The organism is Streptomyces sp. NPDC002044 (assembly GCF_040296725.1).
Classification (GTDB): Bacteria; Actinomycetota; Actinomycetes; order Streptomycetales; family Streptomycetaceae; genus Streptomyces; species Streptomyces antarcticus.
Genome location: NZ_JBEOXU010000012.1, coordinates 1 through 20,724, shown reverse-complemented (window position 1 = coordinate 20,724; position 20,724 = coordinate 1). Strand labels below are relative to the sequence as shown.

The following is a 20,724-nucleotide window of genomic DNA, read 5'->3' as shown; positions in this document are numbered from 1 at the left end:
GCGCGCTCACCTCATCATGCTACTTGCGGGTAACCAATGTGCACACCCCCTCCGGGAGGAGCGGCGAAGGTCACACTCCGGCCCCCTCGGCCGCTGCGGGTTCCCGCGCGGGCCCGGCCGACATCGCCGAGGCCATGGCGGCCGAGGAACGGTGTACGTCCGCCACGAACGTGCGGCGCCGGACGCCCAGCGCGCGCAGGGCCGGCCCGTGGTCGACGCAGACCAGGACGGCCGCGCCGCCGAGGAGCACCCGCCACCCGCCGGTGACGGCCCGCCGGACCGGCCGGGGGAGCCCCGCGAGCCCCTCGCGCAGCCGTTGGCAGTGGAAGGGGACGTGCCGTTCCTCGTCCGCCAGGATCCGGGCGGCGGTCTCGGACGTCAGCGGGTCGCAGGTGCCGTCCCGCAGGGCGCGGTAGTACCGCAGGGCCACCACCTCGGCGATCATCAGGACGAGCAGCTCCAGCTTCAGCCCCATCAGCCGCCGCAGCCGGACGAACGCGGCGTCGCTCCAGTGCCCTTGGAGCGTCCGCGCCTCCCCGGCCGCGAGGAGCAGCGCCAGCATCCGCGCGTGGTTCTGCTCCTCGGCGACGAACAGCCGGACCGCCTCCGTGTAGCCGGCGTCGCCCGCGCGCTCCGCCTTGCCGATCAGCTCCGATCCGTCGCCGTCCTCGCCCACCTGGAACTTCTGGACGGACCGGACGACCGCCGGGGCGAGGCGGGCGCCCCGCGCCCAGTCCGGGTCCCCCAGCGCCGCGCGGCGCTCCCGCTCGGCCCCGAAGTCCGCGATCCATTCCCCGTACCCAGTTTTGATCATGTTCAGAACCTACTGAGGGTTGAGCGTGTTCAAAAGGGCGCGGGTGTCATGAGCGCGTAACAAAGCCCCCGGCCGGTGGCCGGGGGCTTTCGGTGGTCGCGGACCGGACCGCGGACCGGACCGCGGATCAGGCCGTGGGCCGGACCGCGGACCGGACCGCGGTGCGGATCAGACCGTGGCGCTGGGCTGATCGGGTTCCGGCGGCACCTCGTACGTCGCGGCCAGGGCCGTGACGAGCGCCGGGGTCACCTGCTCGATCTGCCACGGACGGGCGCCGTGGCCCGCGAGGGCCTCCGCGACCGCGTCCGGGCCGAGCGGCGCCGGCGGCTCCCAGCACAGCCGGCGGACCGTGTCCGGGGAGATCAGGTTCTCCTGGGGCAGGTTCAGGCCCTCCGCGAGCGCCGAGACGGCGGCGCGGGCGGCCGACAGACGGGCCGCGGCCTCGGGGTCCTTGTCCGCCCAGGAGCGCGGCGGCGGCGGACCGGCCAGGCTCGCACCCGGCTGCGGGAGCTCGCTCTCGGGCAGGGCCTTCGCCCGGTCCACGGCGGCCATCCACTGGTCCAGCTGGCGCCGGCCCATCCGCTGCCCGAACCCGGGCAGGGCCGACAGGGCCTGCACGTTCGCGGGCAGCCCGAGAGCGGCCTCGACGATCGCGCCGTCGCCGAGCACCTTGCCCGGCGACACGTCACGGCGCTGCGCGATCCGGTCCCGGGACTCCCACAGCTCCCGTACGACCGCCATCTGCCGGCGCCGGCGCACCTTGTGCATGCCGGACGTACGGCGCCAGGGGTCCTTGCGCGGCGGGGCGGGCGGCGCGGCGGCGATGGCGTCGAACTCCTGGCGGGCCCACTCCAGCTTGCCCTGCCGGTCCAGCTCCTTCTCCAGCGCGTCCCGCAGGTCCACCAGCAGCTCGACGTCCAGTGCGGCGTAGCGCAGCCACGGCTCCGGGAGCGGGCGGGTGGACCAGTCGACGGCGGAGTGGCCCTTCTCCAGCGCGTAGCCGAGCACGCCCTCGACCATCGCGCCGAGTCCCACCCGGGGGAAGCCGGCGAGGCGGCCGGCCAGCTCGGTGTCGAACAGGGACGTGGGCACCATGCCTATGTCCCGCAGGCACGGCAGGTCCTGGGTGGCGGCGTGCAGGATCCACTCGGTGCCGGACAGGGCCTCGCCGAGGTCGGACAGGTCGGGGCAGCCCACCGGGTCGATGAGCGCGGAGCCGGCCCCCTCGCGGCGCAGCTGCACCAGGTAGGCGCGCTGTCCGTAGCGGTAGCCGGAGGCGCGCTCGGCGTCCACGGCGACGGGTCCGGTGCCCGCGGCGAAGGCCGCGACCACATGGGCGAGGGCCTCCGCGTCGGCGACGACCGGCGGGATTCCCTCGCGGGGTTCGAGCAGGGGGATCGGCGGCCCGTCGGACGGAGCTCGTTCGTCCGGGGGGCCGCCCCCGGTGGTGGTGCGCACGTCTGCTGCGGTCTCTTGGGCGTCGGTCACCGGTCAAGGGTATCGGTGGATGTGACGCGCCCGTCGCCGGAACGTTCCGGCGACGGGCGCGGGGGTGAGAACGGACGGCTCCCCGGGTTCCCCCGGGGGCACCCCCAGCCACCGCTGGAGTTCGCCCGGGAGCCTCGGGGCGGGATCAGTGGATGATTCCGGTCCGCAGGGCGACGGCGACCATCCCGGCCCGGTCGCCGGTGCCCAGCTTGCGGGCGATCCGGGCGAGGTGGGACTTGACGGTCAGGGCGGACAGGCCCATCGATACGCCGATGGCCTTGTTGGACTGGCCCTCCGCGACGAGGCGCAGGACCTCGACCTCGCGGCCGGAGAGCTCTCGGTATCCGCCCGGGTGGCTCGGGGCACCCGGGGGGCGGCGGTGCATGCGGGCGGCGGCAGCGCCGATGGGGGCGGCGCCGGGCCGGGTGGGGAGCCCGATGTTCGTCCGGGTGCCGGTGACGACGTAGCCCTTCACTCCGCCCGCGAGGGCGTTGCGGACGGCGCCGATGTCGTCGGCGGCGGACAGGGCCAGGCCGTTGGGCCAGCCGGCGGCGCGGGTCTCGGACAGCAGGGTGAGACCGGAACCGTCGGGAAGGTGTACGTCGGCCACGCAGATGTCGCGCGGGCTGGCGACGCGGGGACGGGCCTCCGCGATGGACGAAGCCTCGATCACGTCGCGAACTCCGAGGGCCCACAGATGGCGGGTCACGGTGGAACGTACGCGCGGGTCGGCCACGACGACCATGGCCGTCGGCTTGTTCGGGCGGTAGGCGACCAGGCTTGCGGGCTGCTCGAGAAGAACGGACACCTAGGCCTCCTGGGGGGAGTGGCGGGACGGCCGGCTCGGGGAAGGAAGCCGGTGCGAACCGTGCGGATGGTCACTGACTCCTTCGGCACGTCACCCGCCCGGCTTTAGGGAATGATCACGATTTGGTGAGTAACAATTCGGGCAATTCGGACGCACGATCGATCATCGGGTGATCAGAAGCCCACAAGGGAAGCCCCGTTGCGACACTCGGTTCCGGGCTTCGAGCGGCCGTACGAGGCCGCGGGCCGTTCCGGACGCTCCGCGCGGGGTCCGCGCCGGCCCGGTCCGGGGGCCGGGCACGGGCCGGTACGCGGCCTCGCGCGCACCGCCGTACGGCCCCGCGGCTACGGGTGGTGCGGACCGCGCCGCTGTGGCAGGGAGACCACACCGGTGACCGCGTCCGTCGGACCCACCGGCGGCAGCCCCGCGATCTGGCACAGCAGCTCGCACCAGGCCGACAGGTGGGCCGAGGTGTCCGGCACCCCGCCCACCCCCTCACGGGGCGTCCACGAGGCCCGGATCTCGATCTGGGTCGCCGGCCGCCGCTCCGAGAGCCCGCCGAAGTAGTGCGAGCCCGCCATCGTGACGGTGCCGCTCGGCTCTCCGTACGTCAGCCCGCGCGCGTCGAGCGCCCCGGTCAGCCAGGACCAGCACACCTCGGGCAGGAGCGGGTCGGCGGCCATCTCCGGCTCCAGCTCCGCCCGTACCAGCGTCACCAGGCGGAACGTTCCGTGCCAGGCGTCGTGCCCGGACGGATCGTGGAGCAGGATGAGCCGGCCGTCCGCCAGATCGTCCTCACCGTCGACGACCGCAGCCTCCAGCGCGTACGCGTGCGGTGCCAGTCTCTGCGGCGGTTTCGTGGGGTCGATCTCGATCCCCGCCCGCAGCCGCGCCTTCTTCAAGCCGTCGACCGCCCGCCGGAACGGGAGCGGGACGGAGCTCTCCTTCGCGCTGTCCGTACCGTCAGCGCCATCTGAAAATCGTCCCTGAGCCGCAGCCATGCGGGGAAGACTAGGCGGAACGAGCGCCCGTACGGCGCAGGGACACCCGCACCGGGCCGGGCACTTCTTCATACGTGCGAGGATTCGGGGCGTGAGTGCCAACGACCTTCCCCTCGCTCGAGGCTCCGCCCGAGCTGGGGAGACCCCGTCCACGGGCCAGCCGAGTCAGACGTACGATTCCGCCTTCATGAAGGCGTGCCGGCGGGAGCCGGTGCCCCACACCCCGGTGTGGTTCATGCGGCAGGCGGGGCGCTCACTGCCGGAGTACCGCAAGCTGCGCGAGGGCACCCAGATGCTCGAGTCCTGCATGCGGCCCGACATGGTCACCGAGATCACGCTGCAGCCGGTGCGCCGCCACAACGTGGACGCGGCGATCTTCTTCTCCGACATCGTGGTCCCGCTGAAGGCCATCGGCATCGACCTGGACATCAAGCCGGGCGTCGGCCCGGTCGTCGCCCGGCCGATCCGCCGCCGCGAGGACCTCGCACAGCTGCGCGACCTCACCCCGGAGGACGTCGCGTACGTCACCGAGGCGATCGGCATGCTCACGGGTGAACTGGGCTCCACCCCGCTCATCGGGTTCGCGGGCGCGCCGTTCACCCTCGCGAGCTACCTCGTGGAGGGCGGCCCGTCCCGCAACCACGAGCACACCAAGGCCCTCATGTACGGGGACCCGCAGCTGTGGGCGGACCTGCTGGACCGCCTCGCCGAGATCACCTCGGCCTTCCTGAAGGTCCAGATCGAGGCCGGCGTCTCCGCCGTCCAGCTCTTCGACTCCTGGGTCGGCGCGCTCGCCCCGGCCGACTACCGCCGCTCCGTGATGCCGGCCTCGGCGAAGGTCTTCGAGTCCGTCGCGTCCTACGGCGTCCCGCGCATCCACTTCGGCGTGGGCACGGGCGAGCTGCTGGGCCTGATGGGCGAGGCCGGCGCGGACGTCATGGGCGTCGACTGGCGGATCCCGATGGACGAGGCCGTCCGCCGCGTCGGTCCGGGCAAGGCACTCCAGGGCAACCTGGACCCCGCCGTGCTCTTCTCCACCCCGGAGGCGGTCGAGGCCAAGACGGACGAGGTCCTCGCGGCCGCCGCCGGCCTGGAGGGCCACATCTTCAACCTCGGCCACGGCGTCCTGCCGACGACCGACCCCGACGCCCTGACCCGCCTGGTGGACCACGTCCACACCAGGACCGCCCGCTGAGCCGGACGGCACCGAAGACGACCGGGACGCCGGTACCGCGCCGCGCACGACACGGCACGGACCGGCGTTCCGCACATCGGGCCCGCCCCGCACGTCCGGGGGCCGCGCCGCCGGACGGGAGCCGCTACACCCCGGCCGCGCGCACCGCCGAGACGGCCTTGCGGGCCGCCACCAGGACCGGGTCCCAGACCGGGGAGAACGGCGGGGCGTAGCCCAGGTCCAGCGAGACCATCTGGTCCACCGTCATGCCCGCCGTGAGGGCGACCGCCGCGACGTCCACCCGCTTGGCCGCGCCCGCGCCGCCGACGATCTGCACGCCGAGGAGCCGGCCCGTGCGGCGCTCGGCCATCATCTTCACCGTCATCTCCGTCGCGCCCGGGTAGTAGCCCGCCGTGTTGGTGGAGGTGATCGTCGAGGTGACGAAGCGCAGGCCCACGTCCAGGGCGTCCTTCTCGCGCAGCCCCGTACGGGCGATCTCCAGGTCGCAGACCTTGCTCACCGCCGTTCCGACCACCCCGGGGAAGGTGGCGTAGCCGCCGCCCACGCCCGAGCCGATGACCTGTCCGTGCTTGTTGGCGTGCGTGCCCAGCGGAATGTGCCGGGTACGGCCCGAGACCAGGTCGAGGACCTCCACGCAGTCCCCGCCCGCCCAGATGTTCCCGTGGCCGCGGACCCGCATCGACAGGTCCGTGAGCAGGCCGCCCGACAGGCCGAGCGGCAGCCCGGCCGCCCGGGCCAGGGCGGTGCGGGGCTCCACGCCGATGCCGAGGACGACCACGTCCGCCGGGTACTCGTCGCCGTCCGCCGTCGCCACCGCGCGGACCCGGTTCTCCCCGTCGGTCAGGATCTTGGTGACCTCGGCGCGGGAGACCGTGACGATGCCCATGCCGTTCATCGCCCGGTGCACCAGGCCGCCCATGTCCGGGTCCAGGGTGGCCATCGGCTGCTCGCCCCGGTGCAGGACGGTGACCTCGTACCCGCGGCCGACCAGGGCCTCCGCCATCTCCACGCCGATGTAGCCGGCGCCCACGACGACCGCGCGGCGGCCCTGCGTACGCTCCAGGGTCGTCATCAGCCGCTGGCCGTCGTCCAGGCTCTGCACGCCGTGGACCCCGTGGGCGCCGATGCCGGGCAGCCGCGGCCGCACCGGGCGGGCGCCGGTGGCCAGCACGAGCTGGTCGTAGCCGGTCCAGGACTCGGACCCCGATTCCAGATCGCGGGACCTGACCCGCTGCCCGGACAGGTCCAGCTCGACGACCTCGGTCCGGGTGCGCAGGTCGATGCCGCGGGCCCGGTGCTCCTCGGGCGTCCGGGCGATCAGGTCGTCCCGCTCCGCCACCTGGCCGCCGATCCAGTACGGGATCCCGCACGCGGAGTACGAGGTGAAGTGCCCGCGCTCGAAGGCGGTGATCTCCAGCTCCGCCGCACCCTTGAGCCGCCGCGCCTGTGACGCCGCGGACATCCCCGCCGCGTCCCCGCCGACCACCACCAGTCGTTCCGCCGCCATCGCCCGTACCGTCCTTCCGTCACCGTCACCGTCACCGTCACCGTCGTCCGGGGAACACGCTACGGGCGCAAGCGTGTTCCCCCGTACCGGCCCGCCTCAGCCCTGTCCGTCCGTCCCGGTCCCGTTCCCGGTGGGGGAGCCGGCGGGGGAGTCGGCGGGGGACGAAGCCCTCGCGCGGGACGGAGCGGCGTCGGGGGCGCCGGCCGGCGGCGCGGGCGTGGTCCAGGGCCCGGGAGCGCCCTGCGCGGGGACCCGCGCGACGGCGGCCGCCGCGCGCGGCTTCGCGGGCCGCAGCCCGCGGTAGACCCGGAACGCCAGCGCGAGCAGCGCCGCCGCGATGGCGAACGGCAGCACCGCGCCGACCGCGAGGACCAGGTACCGCACCAGGGTGGAGAAGACGTCCCAGCCGCCGCGCAGCGCGTCGGCGAAGCCCGCCTCGTCCTCCTTCTTCTTCTCCGCGGCCTGCGGGGCCGGTTCGGACACGGAGAGGGTGATGGTGCCCAGCGCGGTCTGGTCCTTCAGCGCGCCCTGCTGGGCGAGCAGCGACTCCAGGTCGGACTGGCGCCGGCTCAGCTCGCCCTCCAGCATGACCACGTCGCTCAGCGCCGAGGCCCGGTCCATCATCTCGCGCACCCGGACCACGCTGGCCTGCTGCGACTTGACCCGGCTGTCGACGTCCGCGACCCTCTCGCCCACGTCCTGCGTCTCGACCTTGCGGTTCAGCAGCTTCCCGCCGCCCTCCAGCGAGCCGATCACGGCGTCGAAGCGCTCGCCCGGCACGCGCAGCGTCACCGTCGAGGTGACCCGGCCGTCCTTGCCGCGCCCGGTGGACTCGTTGCCCACGTACCCGCCCGAACGCTCCGCCTCCGTGCGGGCCGCCGCGAGGGCCTTCTGCGGCTCCGCCGTCTCGATGCCCAGCGTCGCCGTACGGATCACGTGGGCGCGGACCGGGGCGGGCTGCGGCTGGGCCTTGGCGTCCGCCGCCGAGGGCGCGGCGCTTCCGGCACCCGGCTTGGCCGCGGCCGCCCCGCCCTCCTGCGCCGCACCGTCCTGCGGACCGGCCGCCGGGGCCCGGTCGGCGGCGGCCGGCCGCGCGGCGGACTTGTCCTCGGAGGAGCCGGCCCCGCAGCCGGTGAGGGCGAGCGCCCCGGCCAGGGAGAGAGCGGTCAGAGCGGCCGCGGAGCGGTGTCCGCGCACGGAATGCATGATGGTGAACCCCCGTGGATCGGCTGGTGTTGCCGGTTCGACGTCCAGAGTCCCGGCGCGGGTTTCACTTCCGCGGTTCCGGGCCGGTCCCGATGCGGTCACGGTCCGGCCTCGGTGATCGGTCTGAGACGATGTGTCCATGCACGAAGCGGACATGCGTACGGACCGGCCGGGCGGCCCCGGGGCCCCGGCCGGCTCCCCGGGCCACGTCGTCGTGGTCGGCGGCGGCATCGCGGGCCTCGCCGCGGCCCACCGGCTGCTCGCCGACGGCGTACGCGTCACCCTGCTGGAGGCCGGACCGCGGCTCGGCGGCAAACTGCGCGCCGGCGAACTCGCCGGCCTGCCCGTCGACCTCGGCGCCGAGTCCGTGCTCGCCCGCCGCCCCGAAGCCCTGGAACTGGCCCGCGCCGTCGGCCTCGGCGAAGCCCTGCAGGCGCCCGCCACCGCCACCGCCCACCTGTGGACCCGCGGCGAGCTGCGGCCGATGCCGCGCGGGCACGTCATGGGCGTCCCCGGCGACCTGGGCCCCCTCTCCGCGTCCGGGGTGCTCTCCCCGGAGGGCCTGGCCCGGATCGGGGCCGAGCACGAGCAGCCGCCCACCGAGATCGGCGAGGACGTGGCCGTCGGCGCCTACGTCGCCGCCCGGCTCGGCCGCGAGGTCGTCGACCGGCTCGTGGAACCCCTCCTCGGCGGGGTCTACGCGGGCGACGCCTACCGCATCTCCATGCGCGCGGCCGTTCCCCAGCTCTTCGAGGCCGCCCGTACGCACGCCCTGCTGGGCGACGGCGTACGCGAACTCCAGCGCCGGGCGGCGGAGCAGCCCCAGGCGGCCGGCCCGGTCTTCGCCGGCATCGACGGCGGCATCGGCCGGCTCCCGCTCGCCGTCGCGGAGACCTGCCGCGCGGCCGGGGCGCGGATCCTCCTCGACACCCCCGTGAGCGGGCTGACCCGTACCCCAGGGGGCTGGCGGGTGCTGGCCGGCAGGGAGGTCATCGAGGCCGACGGCGTGATCCTGGCCACCCCGGCCGGGCCCGCCGCGCGGCTGCTCGACGGGCTGGCCCCGGACGCCGCCGCCGCACTGCGTTCCGTCGAGTACGCCTCGATGGCCCTGGTCACGATGGCCTTCCGCCGCTGCGAACTGCCCGCCTCCGTCACCGGCGGCGGCGCCAGCGGCTTCCTGGTCCCGCCGGTGGACGGCCGCACCATCAAGGCCGCCACCTTCTCCAGCAACAAGTGGGCCTGGGCCGGGACCGACCCCGAACTCTTCCTGCTGCGCACCTCCGTGGGCCGTCACGGCGACGAGGCGGACCTCGCCCGCGACGACGCGGACCTGGTCGGCGTCTCGCTCGCCGACCTCGGCGAGGCCGTCGGCCTCACGGCCCGCCCGGTCGCCTCCACCGTCACCCGCTGGGACGGCGGCCTGCCCCAGTACCCCGTCGGCCACCTCGCCCGCGTCGCCCGCATCCGCGGCGCCGTCGCGGCCCTGCCGGGCCTCGCGGTGTGCGGGGCGCTCTACGACGGGGTGGGCATTCCGGCGTGCGTCGCCAGTGCGCACAGGGCCGCCGCCGCGGTGACCACCGCGATCGGCACCCCTGGCACCGACCACTGATCAGCACACGGGACAATGGACACATGACTGCACCAGAGAAGATTCCCAACGCGGGGAAGAAGGCGAAGGACCTCAACGAGGTCATCCGCTACACCCTGTGGTCCGTCTTCAAGCTGAAGGACGTACTCCCGGAGGACCGCGCCGGCTACGCCGACGAGGTCCAGGATCTCTTCGACCAGCTGGGCGCCAAGGACATCACCGTCCGCGGCACCTACGACGTGTCCGGCCTGCGCGCCGACGCCGACGTCATGATCTGGTGGCACGCCGAGACGGCGGACGAACTCCAGGGCGCCTACAACCTGTTCCGCCGCACCAAGCTGGGCCGCGCGCTGGAGCCGGTGTGGTCGAACATGGCCCTGCACCGCCCGGCCGAGTTCAACAAGTCGCACATCCCGGCCTTCCTGGCCGACGAGAACGCGCGCGACTACATCAGCGTCTACCCCTTCGTGCGCAGCTACGACTGGTACCTGCTGCCCGACGAGGACCGCCGCCGCATGCTCGCCGATCACGGCAAGATGGCCCGCGGCTACCCCGACGTGCGCGCCAACACCGTCGCCTCCTTCTCGCTCGGCGACTACGAATGGATGCTGGCCTTCGAGGCCGACGAGCTGTACCGGATCGTCGACCTGATGCGTCACCTGCGCGCCTCCGAGGCCCGCATGCACGTCCGTGAAGAGGTGCCCTTCTACACCGGGCGCCGCAAGTCCGTGGCCGATCTGGTCGCCGGGCTCGCCTGATACCTCCCCTGGGGGGAAGGACCGGCGCGCGCCCCTGACTGAGGCGCTGCCGGTGGATCGGGAGGCACAGCCCCCGAATCGACGCAGCCGGAGACCCCGCCCGGAAGTTCAGACGGCAGGCGGCAGCGATGCCCTGCGGGCACGCGCTGCCCGGCCGTCCAGCGACACCGGTGCGGGCTCCGGATGCGGTCCACACGTGACACGCCATCCCGCGGTGCCACCTGTCAGCAGATACCGCTCCACGTGGCGGTCCACGCAGTCGTTGCGTCCGCCGACCACCCCGTGGTGTCCCGCGCCCCGCTCCGTGACCAGCGCCGCCTCCGCGCCCAGGCGCCGCTGGAGCTCCAGCGCCCCCCGGTAGGGGGTGGCCCCGTCCCGCTCCGCGGCGACGACGAGCGTGCGCGGCAGCCCCGGGCGCGGGGTGCCCACGTCGACGGGCCGCTGCCGGTCCCGTACGGGCCAGGACGCGCACGGCAGGTTCAGGAAGGCGTTGGCCCAGGTCTCGAAGGGGGCCGTACGCGCCAGCTCGGTGTTGTCGCGGTCCCAGACCGCCCAGTCCGCGGGCCACGGGGCGTCGTTGCACAGCACCGCCGTGTAGACGGCCGTCGCGTTCTCCGCCGCGGCCGCGCCCGCCTCCGAGCGGTCCGGGGCGGCCTGCGCGGTCAGCGGGCCCGGGTCGCCGCGCAGGTAGGCCGCCAGGGCCGCCGCGCGGTCCGGCCACACGTCGTCGTAGTACGCGGCCCGCAGGTACGCGGCCTGGAGTTCACCGGTTCCCACGACGCCGCCCGCGGGCGTACGGGCCACCGCGGCGCGGACCCGCTCGTAGCTCGCGCGGACGGCCTCCGGGGTGGCGCCGAGGCCGTAGACGTCGTGGTGGCGGGCCGCCCAGGCGCGGAAGTCGAACCAGCGGCGCTCGAAGGCGGGCGCCTGGCCGAGGTTGTTGCGGTACCAGACCCGGGCCGGATCCGGATCGACGGCCGAGTCGAAGACCATGCGGCGGACGTGTCCCGGGTAGCGGGTGGCGTAGACGGCTCCGAGGTAGGTGCCGTACGAGGAGCCCAGGAACGTCAGCTTCGGCTCGCCGAGCGCGGCGCGCAGCACGTGCAGGTCGCGGACGTTGTTCGCGGTCGTGTAGTGCGCGAGGGCGGCTCCCGCCCGCTCGGCGCAGCCGCGCGCGTACGCCCGGGCGGCGGCCAGGCGCTCCGCCTTGTAGGCGGCGGAGGGCCGGACGGGGACCTGGGTGGGGCCCCCGGCCCGGTCGGCGGGGTCCCGGCAGGACAGCGGGGCGGAGCGGCCGACGCCGCGCGGGGCGTAGCCGACGAGGTCGTACGCGGCGGCGATCCGCCGCCACTGCGGCAGCCCGGCGACGAGCGGGAAGTACATGCCGGAGCCGCCCGGACCGCCGGGGTTGTGGACGAGGGCCCCCTGCCGGGCGGCGCCGCCGGAGCCGGTGGCGGGGACCCGGCTGACGGTGAGGGAGATCCGCGGGCCGTCGGGGCGGGCGTAGTCGAGCGGGACCCGCAGGACGGCGCACCGGACGGGGCCGGGCAGCTCCTCGGCGGCGGGGCAGGGCCGGAACGCGAGGCCCGCCGTGGCCCTGGCGGCGCGGCGGGCCACGAGAGCGGCTCCGCGGTCCTCCGCCGCCGCCCGCCCGCCGGGCGGGGCTGCCGGGGCTGCCGGGGCTGCCGGGGCGGCTGGGGCGGCTGGGGCGGCGCACAGGAGGAGGGCGAGCGCCGCCGTGACGGCTCCCAGGGAGGCGGGCGTCGTCCGCACGGCGGCCCCTTCGCATAGTCCGATGGGCCGATCAGATGCCCGGACCGCGCTCCTGTAAAGAACCGACGGCGGGTGTCGGACCGCATGGCTCCGTTGCCGCGCGATCCGCCCCCGGTTGCCGTACCCGCGGCCCGTCGTGACGGACGGTCAGGAACTGCTGGAGCAACTGGAGCCGGACGAACTGCCGCAACTGGAACCGGAGCTGCTCGAACAGCTGGAACCGCTGCTGCCGCAACCGCCGCCGCCCCCTCCGCCGCTGCCTCCCGAGGAGCCGCAGCCGGAGCCCGAGGAGCAGCCCGCGCCGCCGCCGGAGCAGCCGCCCGATCCGCCGCCGCCCCCCGCGCCGTCGCTCCCGGCGCACCAGAGCACCGGCAGGACGTCGGCGGACGATCCGTGGTCGGGGGAGCGGTGGCCGGTGCTGCGGCCGCGCGCCTGGGCCGCCGCGAGCCGGGTGCCGCGCGCCGCCGGCACCAGCTGCTGCCGCAGGAACGGGTCCCGCAGCCCGCGCAGCCCGAACAGCGCGGTCCGCACGTACGGGTTCGGATCGTTCGCGTATGAGCCGCGCAGTGCGCGCAGCGCCCGGGCGCCCGCCGGGGTCAGCCGGCTCCGGGCCCGGGCGGCGGCGATCCGGGCCGCGATGATCCCGCCGAGCAGCGCGGGCACCACCTTCAGCGCGAACGGCACCGCCGGGCCGGACCCCAGGGCGTACGCGAGGAAGGTCAGCGGCAGCGACACCGGGATCAGCACCGCGCACACCACGGTCTGGACCAGTGCCCAGCGCCGCGAGGTCCGCCCGGAGCCGGGCGGGGACAGCAGCCCGCGGGCGGCGAGCGCGTCACCGGTCTCCTGTACGGCGGGGTCGAGCATGGCGGCGTACCGGACCTGGTAGAGCCATCCCGAGGCGGCGCCTTGGTGGGCCTGGAGCACGGCGCGCTCGGCGGTGTCGGCGGCCCGTGCCCCGGGCCGTACGTGGACGATGCCCGGGCCGCCTACCACCAGCCGGCCGTCCGCGAGGAGGGAGACGAGCGCGGTGTCCACCACGCCGCCCGGCCCGCCCGACAGGAACGCGGCCTCGGACAGGTCGTGGAGGCCGGAGGCCGGTCCGGGGGCCTGTGGCCGGGAGCGGCGCAGGCCGAGGAAGAGCAGGACGGTGGAGGCGCTCACGCCGATCCAGAGCGCCAGGGCGAGGAGGTTCACGCGGCTCTCCCCACCAGGGCGCGGGCCCAGCGCACGACGCGGCGCGGCGGTCGGGCCCCGGCCCGGTCCCGCCACCAGGCGGTCAGCCGGCGGCGGGCGGCCGGGTCCGCCGGCAGGTCCCGGATGAGGAGGTGCTCGGCGAAGTCCAGGGCGTCCCGGCGGTACCCGCCGGTCATGGGGCGCCCCCCGGCGTACGCGGAGAACGCCTCGCGGTACGGTCCGTCGCCGCCGAGGATCCCGGGCAGTTCGGGGGCCAGCGCGGCCACCACCCCGGCCCGCTTGGCGATCAGGGCGCGGGCCTGCACGTGGACGCGCCGCCGGTCGAACCCCTCGGGCACGGGCGTCGCGGCCACCAGGGCCGACAGCAGGGCGGCCTGTCGGAGCCCGACGCGCGTCCGGACGGCCTCACCGGCCGGGGCGGGCGGAGCGGGCGCCGCCTCCGGCGCGGCCGGAACCGGCGTCGGCGCGGGCGCCGCGGCCGTGGCCCCGGCCGCAGGCGCCGCGGGGGCCGACGCAGCCGTCACGGCGCTCACCCCCGCCGCCGTGGGGACGCGTCCGCGCGACGGCGCGGAGTCCGGGCCGGAGTCCGGGCCGGCGGCCGTCAGCACCGTGCGGATCGCGGTCAGTTCCCCGGCGAGCTCCGCCTCCGGCGGGAAGTCGTCGTCCCGCTCCAGCAGGACGCCCGGCGGATCCACCCGGGAGCGCAGCGCGGCCAGCAGGTCCAGCACCACCGGCGGCACCGGGTGCGCGTGCGTGTCGTGCCAGACACCGGCCCGCTCCACCCCGCCCGCCACGTGCACGTACGCCAGCGCCTCCAGCGGGACCGCGTCCAGCACCGCCGCCGGGTCCTCGCCGCGGTTGACCCGGTTGGTGTGCAGGTTGGCGACGTCGATGAGCAGCCGGACACCGGTCCGGGCGACCAGTTCCGACAGGAACGCGCCCTCGGTCATCTCCTCGTCCGGCCAGGAGATCAGCGCGGCGATGTTCTCCAGCGCCAGCGGCACGGGCAGCGCGTCCTGCGCGATCCGTACGTTCTCGCACAGCACGTCCAGCGCGTCGCGGGTGCGCGGCACCGGCAGCAGGTGACCGGCCTCCAGCGCGGGCGAGGAGGTGCGGACGTACGCGATGTGCTCGGTGACCAGTGGCGCCCCCAGCGCCACCGCCCGCTCGGCGAGCGCCGCCAGCTTCTCCGGGTCGGGACGGTCCGCGCCGCCCAGTCCCAGGGAGACCCCGTGCGGTACGACGCGCACGCCGCGTTCGCGCAGCCGCACCAGCGCGTCGGGCAGGTGGCCCGGGCAGATGTTCTCGGCCACGACCTCGACCCAGTCCAGTCCGGGCAGCCGCTCGACGGCGACCGATATCTCCGGCCGCCAGCCGATGCCCACCCCCAGGTGTGCCATGGGCTCCATGTCCCCCGCCCCCTTTCATCGGACCCTGTGCCGGTGTCATCGCCCCGGCGGGGTCACGCCAATCGCGTAGGGGGACGTTCAGAGCAACATTTGAGGTTCCGCGGGACCGTGGAGCGGGCTCAGAGCCGGGCCCGCAGCGCCGGGTGGTCCGCGACCACCGTGCACGAGCCGGGCGCGATCTCGGTGAAGCCCGCGTCCCGGACCACCGGCAGCCCGCTCCCGCTCAGCTCCGCCCAGCGCTCGCGCGGCGGGGTCCGTACGGCCAGCCGGAAGCCGGACTCCCGCCAGGCGGCCCGTTCCGGCCCGGTCAGCTCCCACCAGGCGAGCTGCGCCGCGTGCCCGGCCTGCGCCATGGCCTTGCCGGCCGACATCTCCAGGCCCGGGTTGAGCCACAGCACGGGCAGGTCCGCGCCGGCGGGGGCCGCGACGGGCCCGGGGTCGTCCAGGTCGGTGCCCGAGACCTGGAGCTTGGCCAGTTCCTTGGGCCAGCCGTCGAGCGGCACCGGCGGGAAGACCCGCACCTCGGCCGCCTCGCCGAGCACGGTGACGCCGGGCAGGGTCCCGGCCTTGCGCCACTCCGCGCCGCGCGCCCGCCGGACCACCTTGCGGATGCGGGCGTCCTGCCAGTCCCGGACCGCTTCGGCCCACTCGCCCCCCTCGTGCGCCCGCTCGTCGGTCAGCAGGACGAGTACCGCGCGGGCCGCGGTCTCCAGGGCGTCCGTGCGGGCGGGCGGCCCGGCCTTCTCGATCCGTACGACCAGCGGCAGGACGAACTGAGGGGCCTCGTCGCGGACGGCGTGCTCCTGGCGGAAGGGATGGTCCGACCCGATGGGGGGTACGTCCGTGGTGTCGTGCGCGGGCTGGCTGCTCATCCTGCCAAGGATGCCAGCCTCCGCCTTCAGGATGACGCCCAGGGTGCCCGCGCCGGGTGAGGATCGAAGCCATGAAGAGTGACCTGTTCGCCTCCGAGAACCTGGCCCGCCCCGCCACCGCCCCGGGCATGACCCTGCAGAACGCCAAGTCGGTGAAGTACGCCGTCGACGGCGAGATGCTCGCGCGCCAGGGCTCGATGGTGGCCTTCCGGGGCAGCCTCCAGTTCGAACGCAAGGGACAGGGCATCGGCGGCATGCTCAAGCGCGCCGTCACCGGCGAGGGCCTCGCGCTGATGACCGTGCGGGGGCAGGGCGAGGTCTGGTTCGCCCACCAGGGCGGCAACTGCTTCATCGTCGACTTCGAGCCGGGCGACGCCCTGACCGTCAACGGCCGCAACGTGCTGTGCTTCGACCCGACCCTGTCCTACGAGATCAAGATGGTGAAGGGCGCCGGCATGGCCGGCGGCGGCCTCTTCAACAGCCTCTTCACCGGCACCGGAAAGCTCGCCGTCGTCTGCGACGGCGCCCCGATCGTCATCCCGGTCACCGCGCAGGCCCCGGTCTACGTGGACACCGACGCGGTCGTCGGCTGGAGCGCCGGGCTGGAGACCGGGCTGCACCGCTCCCAGTCGGCCGGCTCGATGATCCGCGGCGGATCCGGCGAGGCCGTCCAGCTGATGCTGCGGGGCGAGGGATTCGTCCTGGTCCGCCCGAGCGAGGTCACCGAGCGGACCGGGGCGCACTGACGCCCGGGACGCTCCCCGGCCCTCCCGGCGGTGGCGGGCGCCGGGAGCCGGGGAGCAGGCCCCGTGGGAGCTGCGGCGGCGTCCGCGAGCCACCGGGTTCCGGTGACGGCGGCCGCGGGAGGCGGGTGCCCGCCGTCCGGCGGGCCCGGCTGAGTAGGCTCGTACGCATGGAGCAGCAGCGCGTGGAGCAGCAGGAAGAGATCCCGTCGTACTGCCCGGCCCCGGCCCCGGCCCCGGCCCCGGCCGCGCCCGCCGGACGGGTGGCCGGGCCGCCGTACGCCGACTGCCTGGAGTGCGGCAAGCCCACCGAGTACGGGGTGGCGACGCCGGGCGTGGTGCTGTGCCCGGTGTGCGAGTGGCAGGACGCGCAGCGCACCGCCTGCTCCGGCTGAGCCCCGCCGCCGCCCGCTCCCGGGCCGGCTACGTGCCGATCAGCTCGGACACCTTCACGAAGCGGTAGCCCCGCTTGCGCAGCTCCGGGACGATCTTCCGGACGGCCTCCTCGGTCACCGGGGCGGCGCTGCGCGTGCAGTGCATGACCACCACCGAGCCCGGCTTGACCCCGGCGAGCACCTGCTCGGCCACGGCGTCCGGGTCCTTCGCGAACGCGTCGCCGCTGACCACGTCCCACTGGACGGCCGTGATCCCGGCGGTGGACAGGGACCGCAGGGACCGGTCGTCGTAGCAGCCCCCGGGGAAGCGGAAGTACGGGACGGTGTTGACCGCGCCCGCCGTGCGGAAGGCGGCGAAGGCCCGGTCCACGTCGGCCCGGGCGGCCGCGGCGTCGAGCACGGGCAGCCCGTAGCACGGGGCCGTGAAGGCGTGGTGACTGTAGGAATGGTTCGCGATCTCGAAGTTCGGGTCGGTGCCGATGGACTTCGCCTGGTCCGGGTACTCCTCGGCCCAGCGGCCCGTCATGAACACCGTCGAGGGCACCTTGAGCGTGCGCAGCGCCGAGATCAACGCCGGGTTGTCGAAGTGCTCCCCGTCCGCGGCCCGCGGCCCCTGGTCGGAGGTCATGTCGGCGTCGAAGGTCAGCGCGACGGTCTTGTCGGCCTGCTGGCGCGCCCGTTCGAAGACCGGGGTCAGGCCGTTCGGGCCGGGCGCCATCGTCGGGGGCTTGCCGGGCGGGCCGGCCTGCGGGGCGGACGGACCGGGGGCGGCGGACGCCTTACCGGACGGGGAGGCGGTGGCGGAGGGCGTCGCCGCCGGGGTGCCCATGCGGGCCTCACGTCCGGCGTCCGACGTGCCGGTGCCGCCCCCGCAACCCGCGAGGGCGGCACCGAGCGCGGCTACGGCTGCCGCTTTGCGCACAGAAATAGTCACGCAGGCAAAATATATGACTATGTGGCAATCAGACGTGCACGGCACTCCTCCACGTCGAATTCACCCTTCGGGTACTGCGGACCGATGGCCTCCAGATGCTCCAGCAGCAGCGTGCTGATCGCCCAGTTGCGGTACCACTTGCGGTCCGAGGGGACGACGAACCAGGGCGCGGCGTCGGTGGAGCACCGCTCCATGGCCTTCTCGTACGCCTCCTGGTACGCGGGCCACACACTGCGGTCGTCGATGTCGCCCCGGCTGAACTTCCAGTGCTTGTCCGGGTTGTCGAGCCGCTCGAGGAGCCGCTCGCGCTGCTCCTCGTAGGAGATGTGGAGGAAGACCTTGACGATGGTCACGCCGTCGTCGGCGAGGCCCTCCTCGAACCGGTTGATCTGCCCGTACCGGCGGCCGATCACGCTGCGGGGCACCAGCTCGCGGACGCGGGCGATGAGGACGTCCTCGTAGTGGGAGCGGTCGAAGATGCCGATCTCACCCGGCTGGGGGAGGGCCTGCGTGACGCGCCACAGGAAGGGGTGGCTGTGTTCCTCGGGCGTGGGCGCCTTGAAGGCCCGGACACGGCAGCCGGCCGGGTTGAAGTGGCCGATGACGTGCTTGACGGTGCCGCCCTTGCCACTGGTGTCCATGCCCTGGAGGACGAGCAGGACGCGGTGCCGGCTCCCGGCGGTACCGGCCGCGTAGAGCCGCTCCTGGAGGGAGCCGAGCCGCTCCGCGAGGGCGCCGGTGGCCGCGACCCCGGCCGCCTTGCCCGTGGGTCCGGCGGGGGTGGCGCGGGGGTCGAAGCGGCGCAGGTCCACGCGCTCGCCCGCCGGAACCCGCAGCAGATCCCGCAGCTCCGGACCACTCCCGGCCCCTGGCCACTCCAGACGCTCCCGGCCCGCGGCCTCCGGCCCGGTCCCGAGCTGATCCGCCCCGGGCCGGTCGACGGCTTCGACCGTGGCCGTGGCCGTGGCCGTGGCCTTGGCCGTGGCCTTGGCCTTGGCCTTGCCCGTGCTCCTTGCCGCCTTGGATCCCTTGGCCTTCTCGGCCTTCTTGCCCTTGGCGTCGGGCCGGGGCCCGTCGTCGTCCTTCGGGCGGGCCGGCGCCTTGACCGTGCCGGTGGCCTTTTCGGCCTTCTCGGCCTTTGCCTTGGCCTTGGCCTTGCTCTTGGTCGTGGGCCCGGTTCCGTCGTCGGCCTTCCTGGCCCCCTTGGCTCCCTTGGCTCCCTTGGCCCCCTTGGCTCCCTTGGCGCCCTTGGCCCGCTTGGCGGGTTCGGCCCGTTCGGCCTTCGGGTCGGGTGAGCCCTTCGTGGTCCCGCCCGGCTCCGCCGGTTCGCGGGTGTCCGGGGACTCGGGGCCGCCCGGTTCGGGTTGCCGCTTCCGCTGATCCGTGTGCTTCCTCGCCACGCCACCTACCCCAATCGCGTCGATTCCGTTCGATCTTCCACCCGATCGAACGGAAACGCGATGCGGCCGGTGTCAGCGCCAGGGCCCCGACACCGCGAACGTCGTCCCCGGGGCATAGGCGTTCACGTACATCGTCCGGCCGTCGGGGGAGAAGGTGACCCCGGCGAACTCCCCCCACTCCGGCGCCCCCGGCTGCCCCACGTCCTGCGCGTTGCGCGCCACCGGGTAGACCTCGCCGTCCACCGTGACGCCGAAGACGTACTGCGCCCCGCCGCCGTCCTCGCACACCATCAGGCCGCCGTCCGGCGCCAGGCAGATGTTGTCGGGGGAGTCCCCGGGCAGGGCGGTGTCCGAGGCCGGGCCGAAGAGGACGTCGAGCCGGAGCCGGCCGCGCCGCGGGTCGTAGGACCACACCTGGCCGTGGTGGTCGGCGGCCGATCCCTCGCGGCTGCGGGCGTAGCTGGAGACGAAGCGCACCCCGCCGTCACCCCAGTAGCAGCCCTCCAGCTTCTGCGCGTGCGTGATCCCGCCGGGCCCGAAGTCCTGGAGGCGGACCGGGGTCGTGGCCGCTCCCGGGTCCGGTACGGGCACCCACCGCGCCGGGAACTCCGCCCCGGGTTCGTCCACCACCGACAGGTCGGCCAGCCCCGGTACGCGCAGGGCCTCCAGGGCGCCGCCCGCGCGCAGCGAGCCGGGGCCGCCGAGGGGTCGTTCGGGCAGGAAGCGGTAGAACAGCCCGAACGGCTCGACGAAGGCGTCCTCGGTCTCGTAGACGATCCCGCTGTACGGGTCCACGGCGACGGCCTCGTGCGCGAACCGGCCCATCGCGGTGAGCGGGACGGCCCCCGAGCGGTGCGGGTCGGCGGGGTCGACCTCGAAGACGTAGCCGTGGTCCAGGGTGTAGCCGGAGGTGCCCGCGCGGTCCTCGGTCTCCTCGCAGCTCAGCCAGGTGTTCCAGGGGGTCCGCCCGCCCGCGCAGTTGACGGCCGTACCGGCGAGGGCGACCCGCTCACCGACGGCCCGGCCGGTCCCGTCGAGCTCCAGGACCGTGCAGCCGCCGAGTGCCTGCGGGTCGTACGTGAGTCCCGCGACGGCGGGGACGCGCAGGGCGGCGGTGGTGCGGTTCTCGTGGTTGCGGACCAGCCGGACCCGGTTGCCGCCGCCGGCGTCGAAGGCGGCCATGCCGTCGCAGTTGGCCGGGACGGGGCCCTCGCCGGAGCGCAGGGGGTCGCCCGCCCGGGAGAGCACCCGGTAGGAGAACCCGGCGGGCAGGTCGAGCAGCCCGCGAGGATCGGGCAGCAGCGGTCCGTAGCCCCGGGTGGTGGCCCGGGCGGCCCCGGCGCGACCGGTGAACAGGGCGCCGAGCGCCCCGGTGAAGGCGATCCCGCCGGCGGCGAGCAGGCTGCGTCGGGTGACGGACATCGGAACTCCGGTCGGCGGTACGGGAGATGTGGACGGCCCGTGCTACCACGGTGGCCCGCCCGCCGGGGGCCGACGCGAGCGCTCTCCGGCCGGGTGTCACACCACCGGGTCCCCGGGTTCCGCCGCTGCTGGCCCGAGCGCACCACGGTTCGGTGTCCAAGGAGCAGCGGGCCCTGGTGGAGGAGGACCTGAAGGCGGGGCGGCTGCCCGCCGT

The 20,724-nt window shown here is 75.0% G+C and carries 18 protein-coding genes; 5 read left to right on the top strand and 13 right to left on the bottom strand.

Features of this window, described 5'->3' with window-relative positions; all coding sequences use genetic code 11:
* Nucleotides 1–70: 70 nt before the first annotated feature.
* The 4 genes from ABT106_RS05385 to ABT106_RS05370 form a co-directional block, all read right to left on the bottom strand.
* A complete protein-coding gene (locus ABT106_RS05385; RefSeq protein ID WP_351272622.1) occupies nucleotides 71–814 on the bottom strand; it encodes a ferritin-like domain-containing protein in 744 nt (247 codons plus the stop codon).
* Nucleotides 815–982: 168 nt separating this feature from the next.
* Complete coding sequence (locus ABT106_RS05380; protein ID WP_351272619.1) at nucleotides 983–2,302, bottom strand: ribonuclease D; 1,320 nt, start codon at nucleotides 2,300–2,302, stop codon at nucleotides 983–985.
* Nucleotides 2,303–2,447: 145 nt separating this feature from the next.
* A complete protein-coding gene (locus tag ABT106_RS05375; protein ID WP_267720058.1) occupies nucleotides 2,448–3,110 on the bottom strand; it encodes a response regulator transcription factor in 663 nt (220 codons plus the stop codon).
* A 344-nt stretch (nucleotides 3,111–3,454) separates the two neighbouring features.
* The gene (locus ABT106_RS05370) at nucleotides 3,455–4,111 is read right to left on the bottom strand and encodes a DUF3000 domain-containing protein (protein ID WP_351272616.1); all 657 of its coding nucleotides are present in this window, start codon (nucleotides 4,109–4,111) and stop codon (nucleotides 3,455–3,457) included.
* A gap of 91 nt (nucleotides 4,112–4,202) precedes the next feature.
* Here ABT106_RS05370 and hemE point away from each other — a divergent pair, with 91 nt between their 5' ends.
* Nucleotides 4,203–5,306 (top strand): uroporphyrinogen decarboxylase, encoded by a 1,104-nt coding sequence (hemE, locus tag ABT106_RS05365; RefSeq protein ID WP_502979221.1) that lies wholly within the window; start codon nucleotides 4,203–4,205, stop codon nucleotides 5,304–5,306.
* 124 nt (nucleotides 5,307–5,430) lie between these two features.
* Here the strand turns inward: hemE and ABT106_RS05360 are convergent, their stop codons facing one another.
* Nucleotides 5,431–6,813, bottom strand: a complete 1,383-nt coding sequence (locus tag ABT106_RS05360) for an FAD-dependent oxidoreductase (RefSeq protein WP_351272610.1) — start codon at nucleotides 6,811–6,813, stop codon at nucleotides 5,431–5,433.
* Nucleotides 6,814–6,909: 96 nt separating this feature from the next.
* On the bottom strand, nucleotides 6,910–8,019 hold the full coding sequence (locus ABT106_RS05355; RefSeq protein ID WP_502979220.1) for a DUF4349 domain-containing protein: 1,110 nt from the start codon (nucleotides 8,017–8,019) through the stop codon (nucleotides 6,910–6,912).
* Between the two features lie 139 nt (nucleotides 8,020–8,158).
* Here ABT106_RS05355 and hemG point away from each other — a divergent pair, with 139 nt between their 5' ends.
* Nucleotides 8,159–9,628 (top strand): protoporphyrinogen oxidase, encoded by a 1,470-nt coding sequence (gene hemG / locus ABT106_RS05350; RefSeq protein WP_351272605.1) that lies wholly within the window; start codon nucleotides 8,159–8,161, stop codon nucleotides 9,626–9,628.
* 23 nt (nucleotides 9,629–9,651) lie between these two features.
* A complete protein-coding gene (hemQ, locus tag ABT106_RS05345; RefSeq protein ID WP_351272602.1) occupies nucleotides 9,652–10,365 on the top strand; it encodes a hydrogen peroxide-dependent heme synthase in 714 nt (237 codons plus the stop codon).
* Between the two features lie 108 nt (nucleotides 10,366–10,473).
* Here the strand turns inward: hemQ and ABT106_RS05340 are convergent, their stop codons facing one another.
* The 4 genes from ABT106_RS05340 to ABT106_RS05325 all read right to left on the bottom strand — a co-directional run bounded on the left by ABT106_RS05340 (nucleotide 10,474) and on the right by ABT106_RS05325 (nucleotide 15,616).
* Nucleotides 10,474–12,138: an alpha/beta fold hydrolase gene (locus tag ABT106_RS05340; RefSeq protein ID WP_351272599.1), complete on the bottom strand. Its 1,665-nt coding sequence runs from the start codon at nucleotides 12,136–12,138 to the stop codon at nucleotides 10,474–10,476.
* A 147-nt stretch (nucleotides 12,139–12,285) separates the two neighbouring features.
* Complete coding sequence (locus ABT106_RS05335) at nucleotides 12,286–13,335, bottom strand: TIGR04222 domain-containing membrane protein (protein WP_351272596.1); 1,050 nt, start codon at nucleotides 13,333–13,335, stop codon at nucleotides 12,286–12,288.
* Nucleotides 13,332–14,744 carry an MbnB/TglH/ChrH family RiPP precursor modification enzyme gene (locus tag ABT106_RS05330; protein WP_351272594.1) on the bottom strand — a complete coding sequence of 471 codons (1,413 nt, stop codon included), beginning with the start codon at nucleotides 14,742–14,744 and terminating at the stop codon, nucleotides 13,332–13,334. Before ABT106_RS05330 ends, ABT106_RS05335 begins: the two co-directional genes overlap by 4 nt.
* Nucleotides 14,745–14,863: 119 nt before the next feature.
* The gene (locus tag ABT106_RS05325; protein WP_351272592.1) at nucleotides 14,864–15,616 is read right to left on the bottom strand and encodes an aminoacyl-tRNA hydrolase; all 753 of its coding nucleotides are present in this window, start codon (nucleotides 15,614–15,616) and stop codon (nucleotides 14,864–14,866) included.
* 71 nt (nucleotides 15,617–15,687) lie between these two features.
* On the opposite strand from ABT106_RS05325, the gene ABT106_RS05320 reads away from it, so the two are divergent.
* Together ABT106_RS05320 and ABT106_RS05315 are read left to right on the top strand one after the other, a co-directional pair.
* Nucleotides 15,688–16,362 carry an AIM24 family protein gene (locus ABT106_RS05320; RefSeq protein ID WP_351272589.1) on the top strand — a complete coding sequence of 225 codons (675 nt, stop codon included), beginning with the start codon at nucleotides 15,688–15,690 and terminating at the stop codon, nucleotides 16,360–16,362.
* A gap of 167 nt (nucleotides 16,363–16,529) precedes the next feature.
* Nucleotides 16,530–16,754 (top strand): hypothetical protein, encoded by a 225-nt coding sequence (locus ABT106_RS05315; RefSeq protein WP_351272586.1) that lies wholly within the window; start codon nucleotides 16,530–16,532, stop codon nucleotides 16,752–16,754.
* 28 nt (nucleotides 16,755–16,782) lie between these two features.
* Here ABT106_RS05315 and ABT106_RS05310 read toward each other — a convergent pair whose 3' ends face one another.
* The 3 genes from ABT106_RS05310 to ABT106_RS05300 all read right to left on the bottom strand — a co-directional run bounded on the left by ABT106_RS05310 (nucleotide 16,783) and on the right by ABT106_RS05300 (nucleotide 20,510).
* Nucleotides 16,783–17,688, bottom strand: coding sequence for a polysaccharide deacetylase family protein (locus tag ABT106_RS05310; protein WP_351272583.1), 906 nt, complete (start codon nucleotides 17,686–17,688; stop codon nucleotides 16,783–16,785).
* 17 nt (nucleotides 17,689–17,705) lie between these two features.
* Nucleotides 17,706–18,569, bottom strand: coding sequence for a polyphosphate kinase 2 family protein (locus tag ABT106_RS05305; protein ID WP_351272731.1), 864 nt, complete (start codon nucleotides 18,567–18,569; stop codon nucleotides 17,706–17,708).
* A 591-nt stretch (nucleotides 18,570–19,160) separates the two neighbouring features.
* Nucleotides 19,161–20,510: an alkaline phosphatase PhoX gene (locus ABT106_RS05300; protein ID WP_351272580.1), complete on the bottom strand. Its 1,350-nt coding sequence runs from the start codon at nucleotides 20,508–20,510 to the stop codon at nucleotides 19,161–19,163.
* Nucleotides 20,511–20,724: the final 214 nt, after the last annotated feature.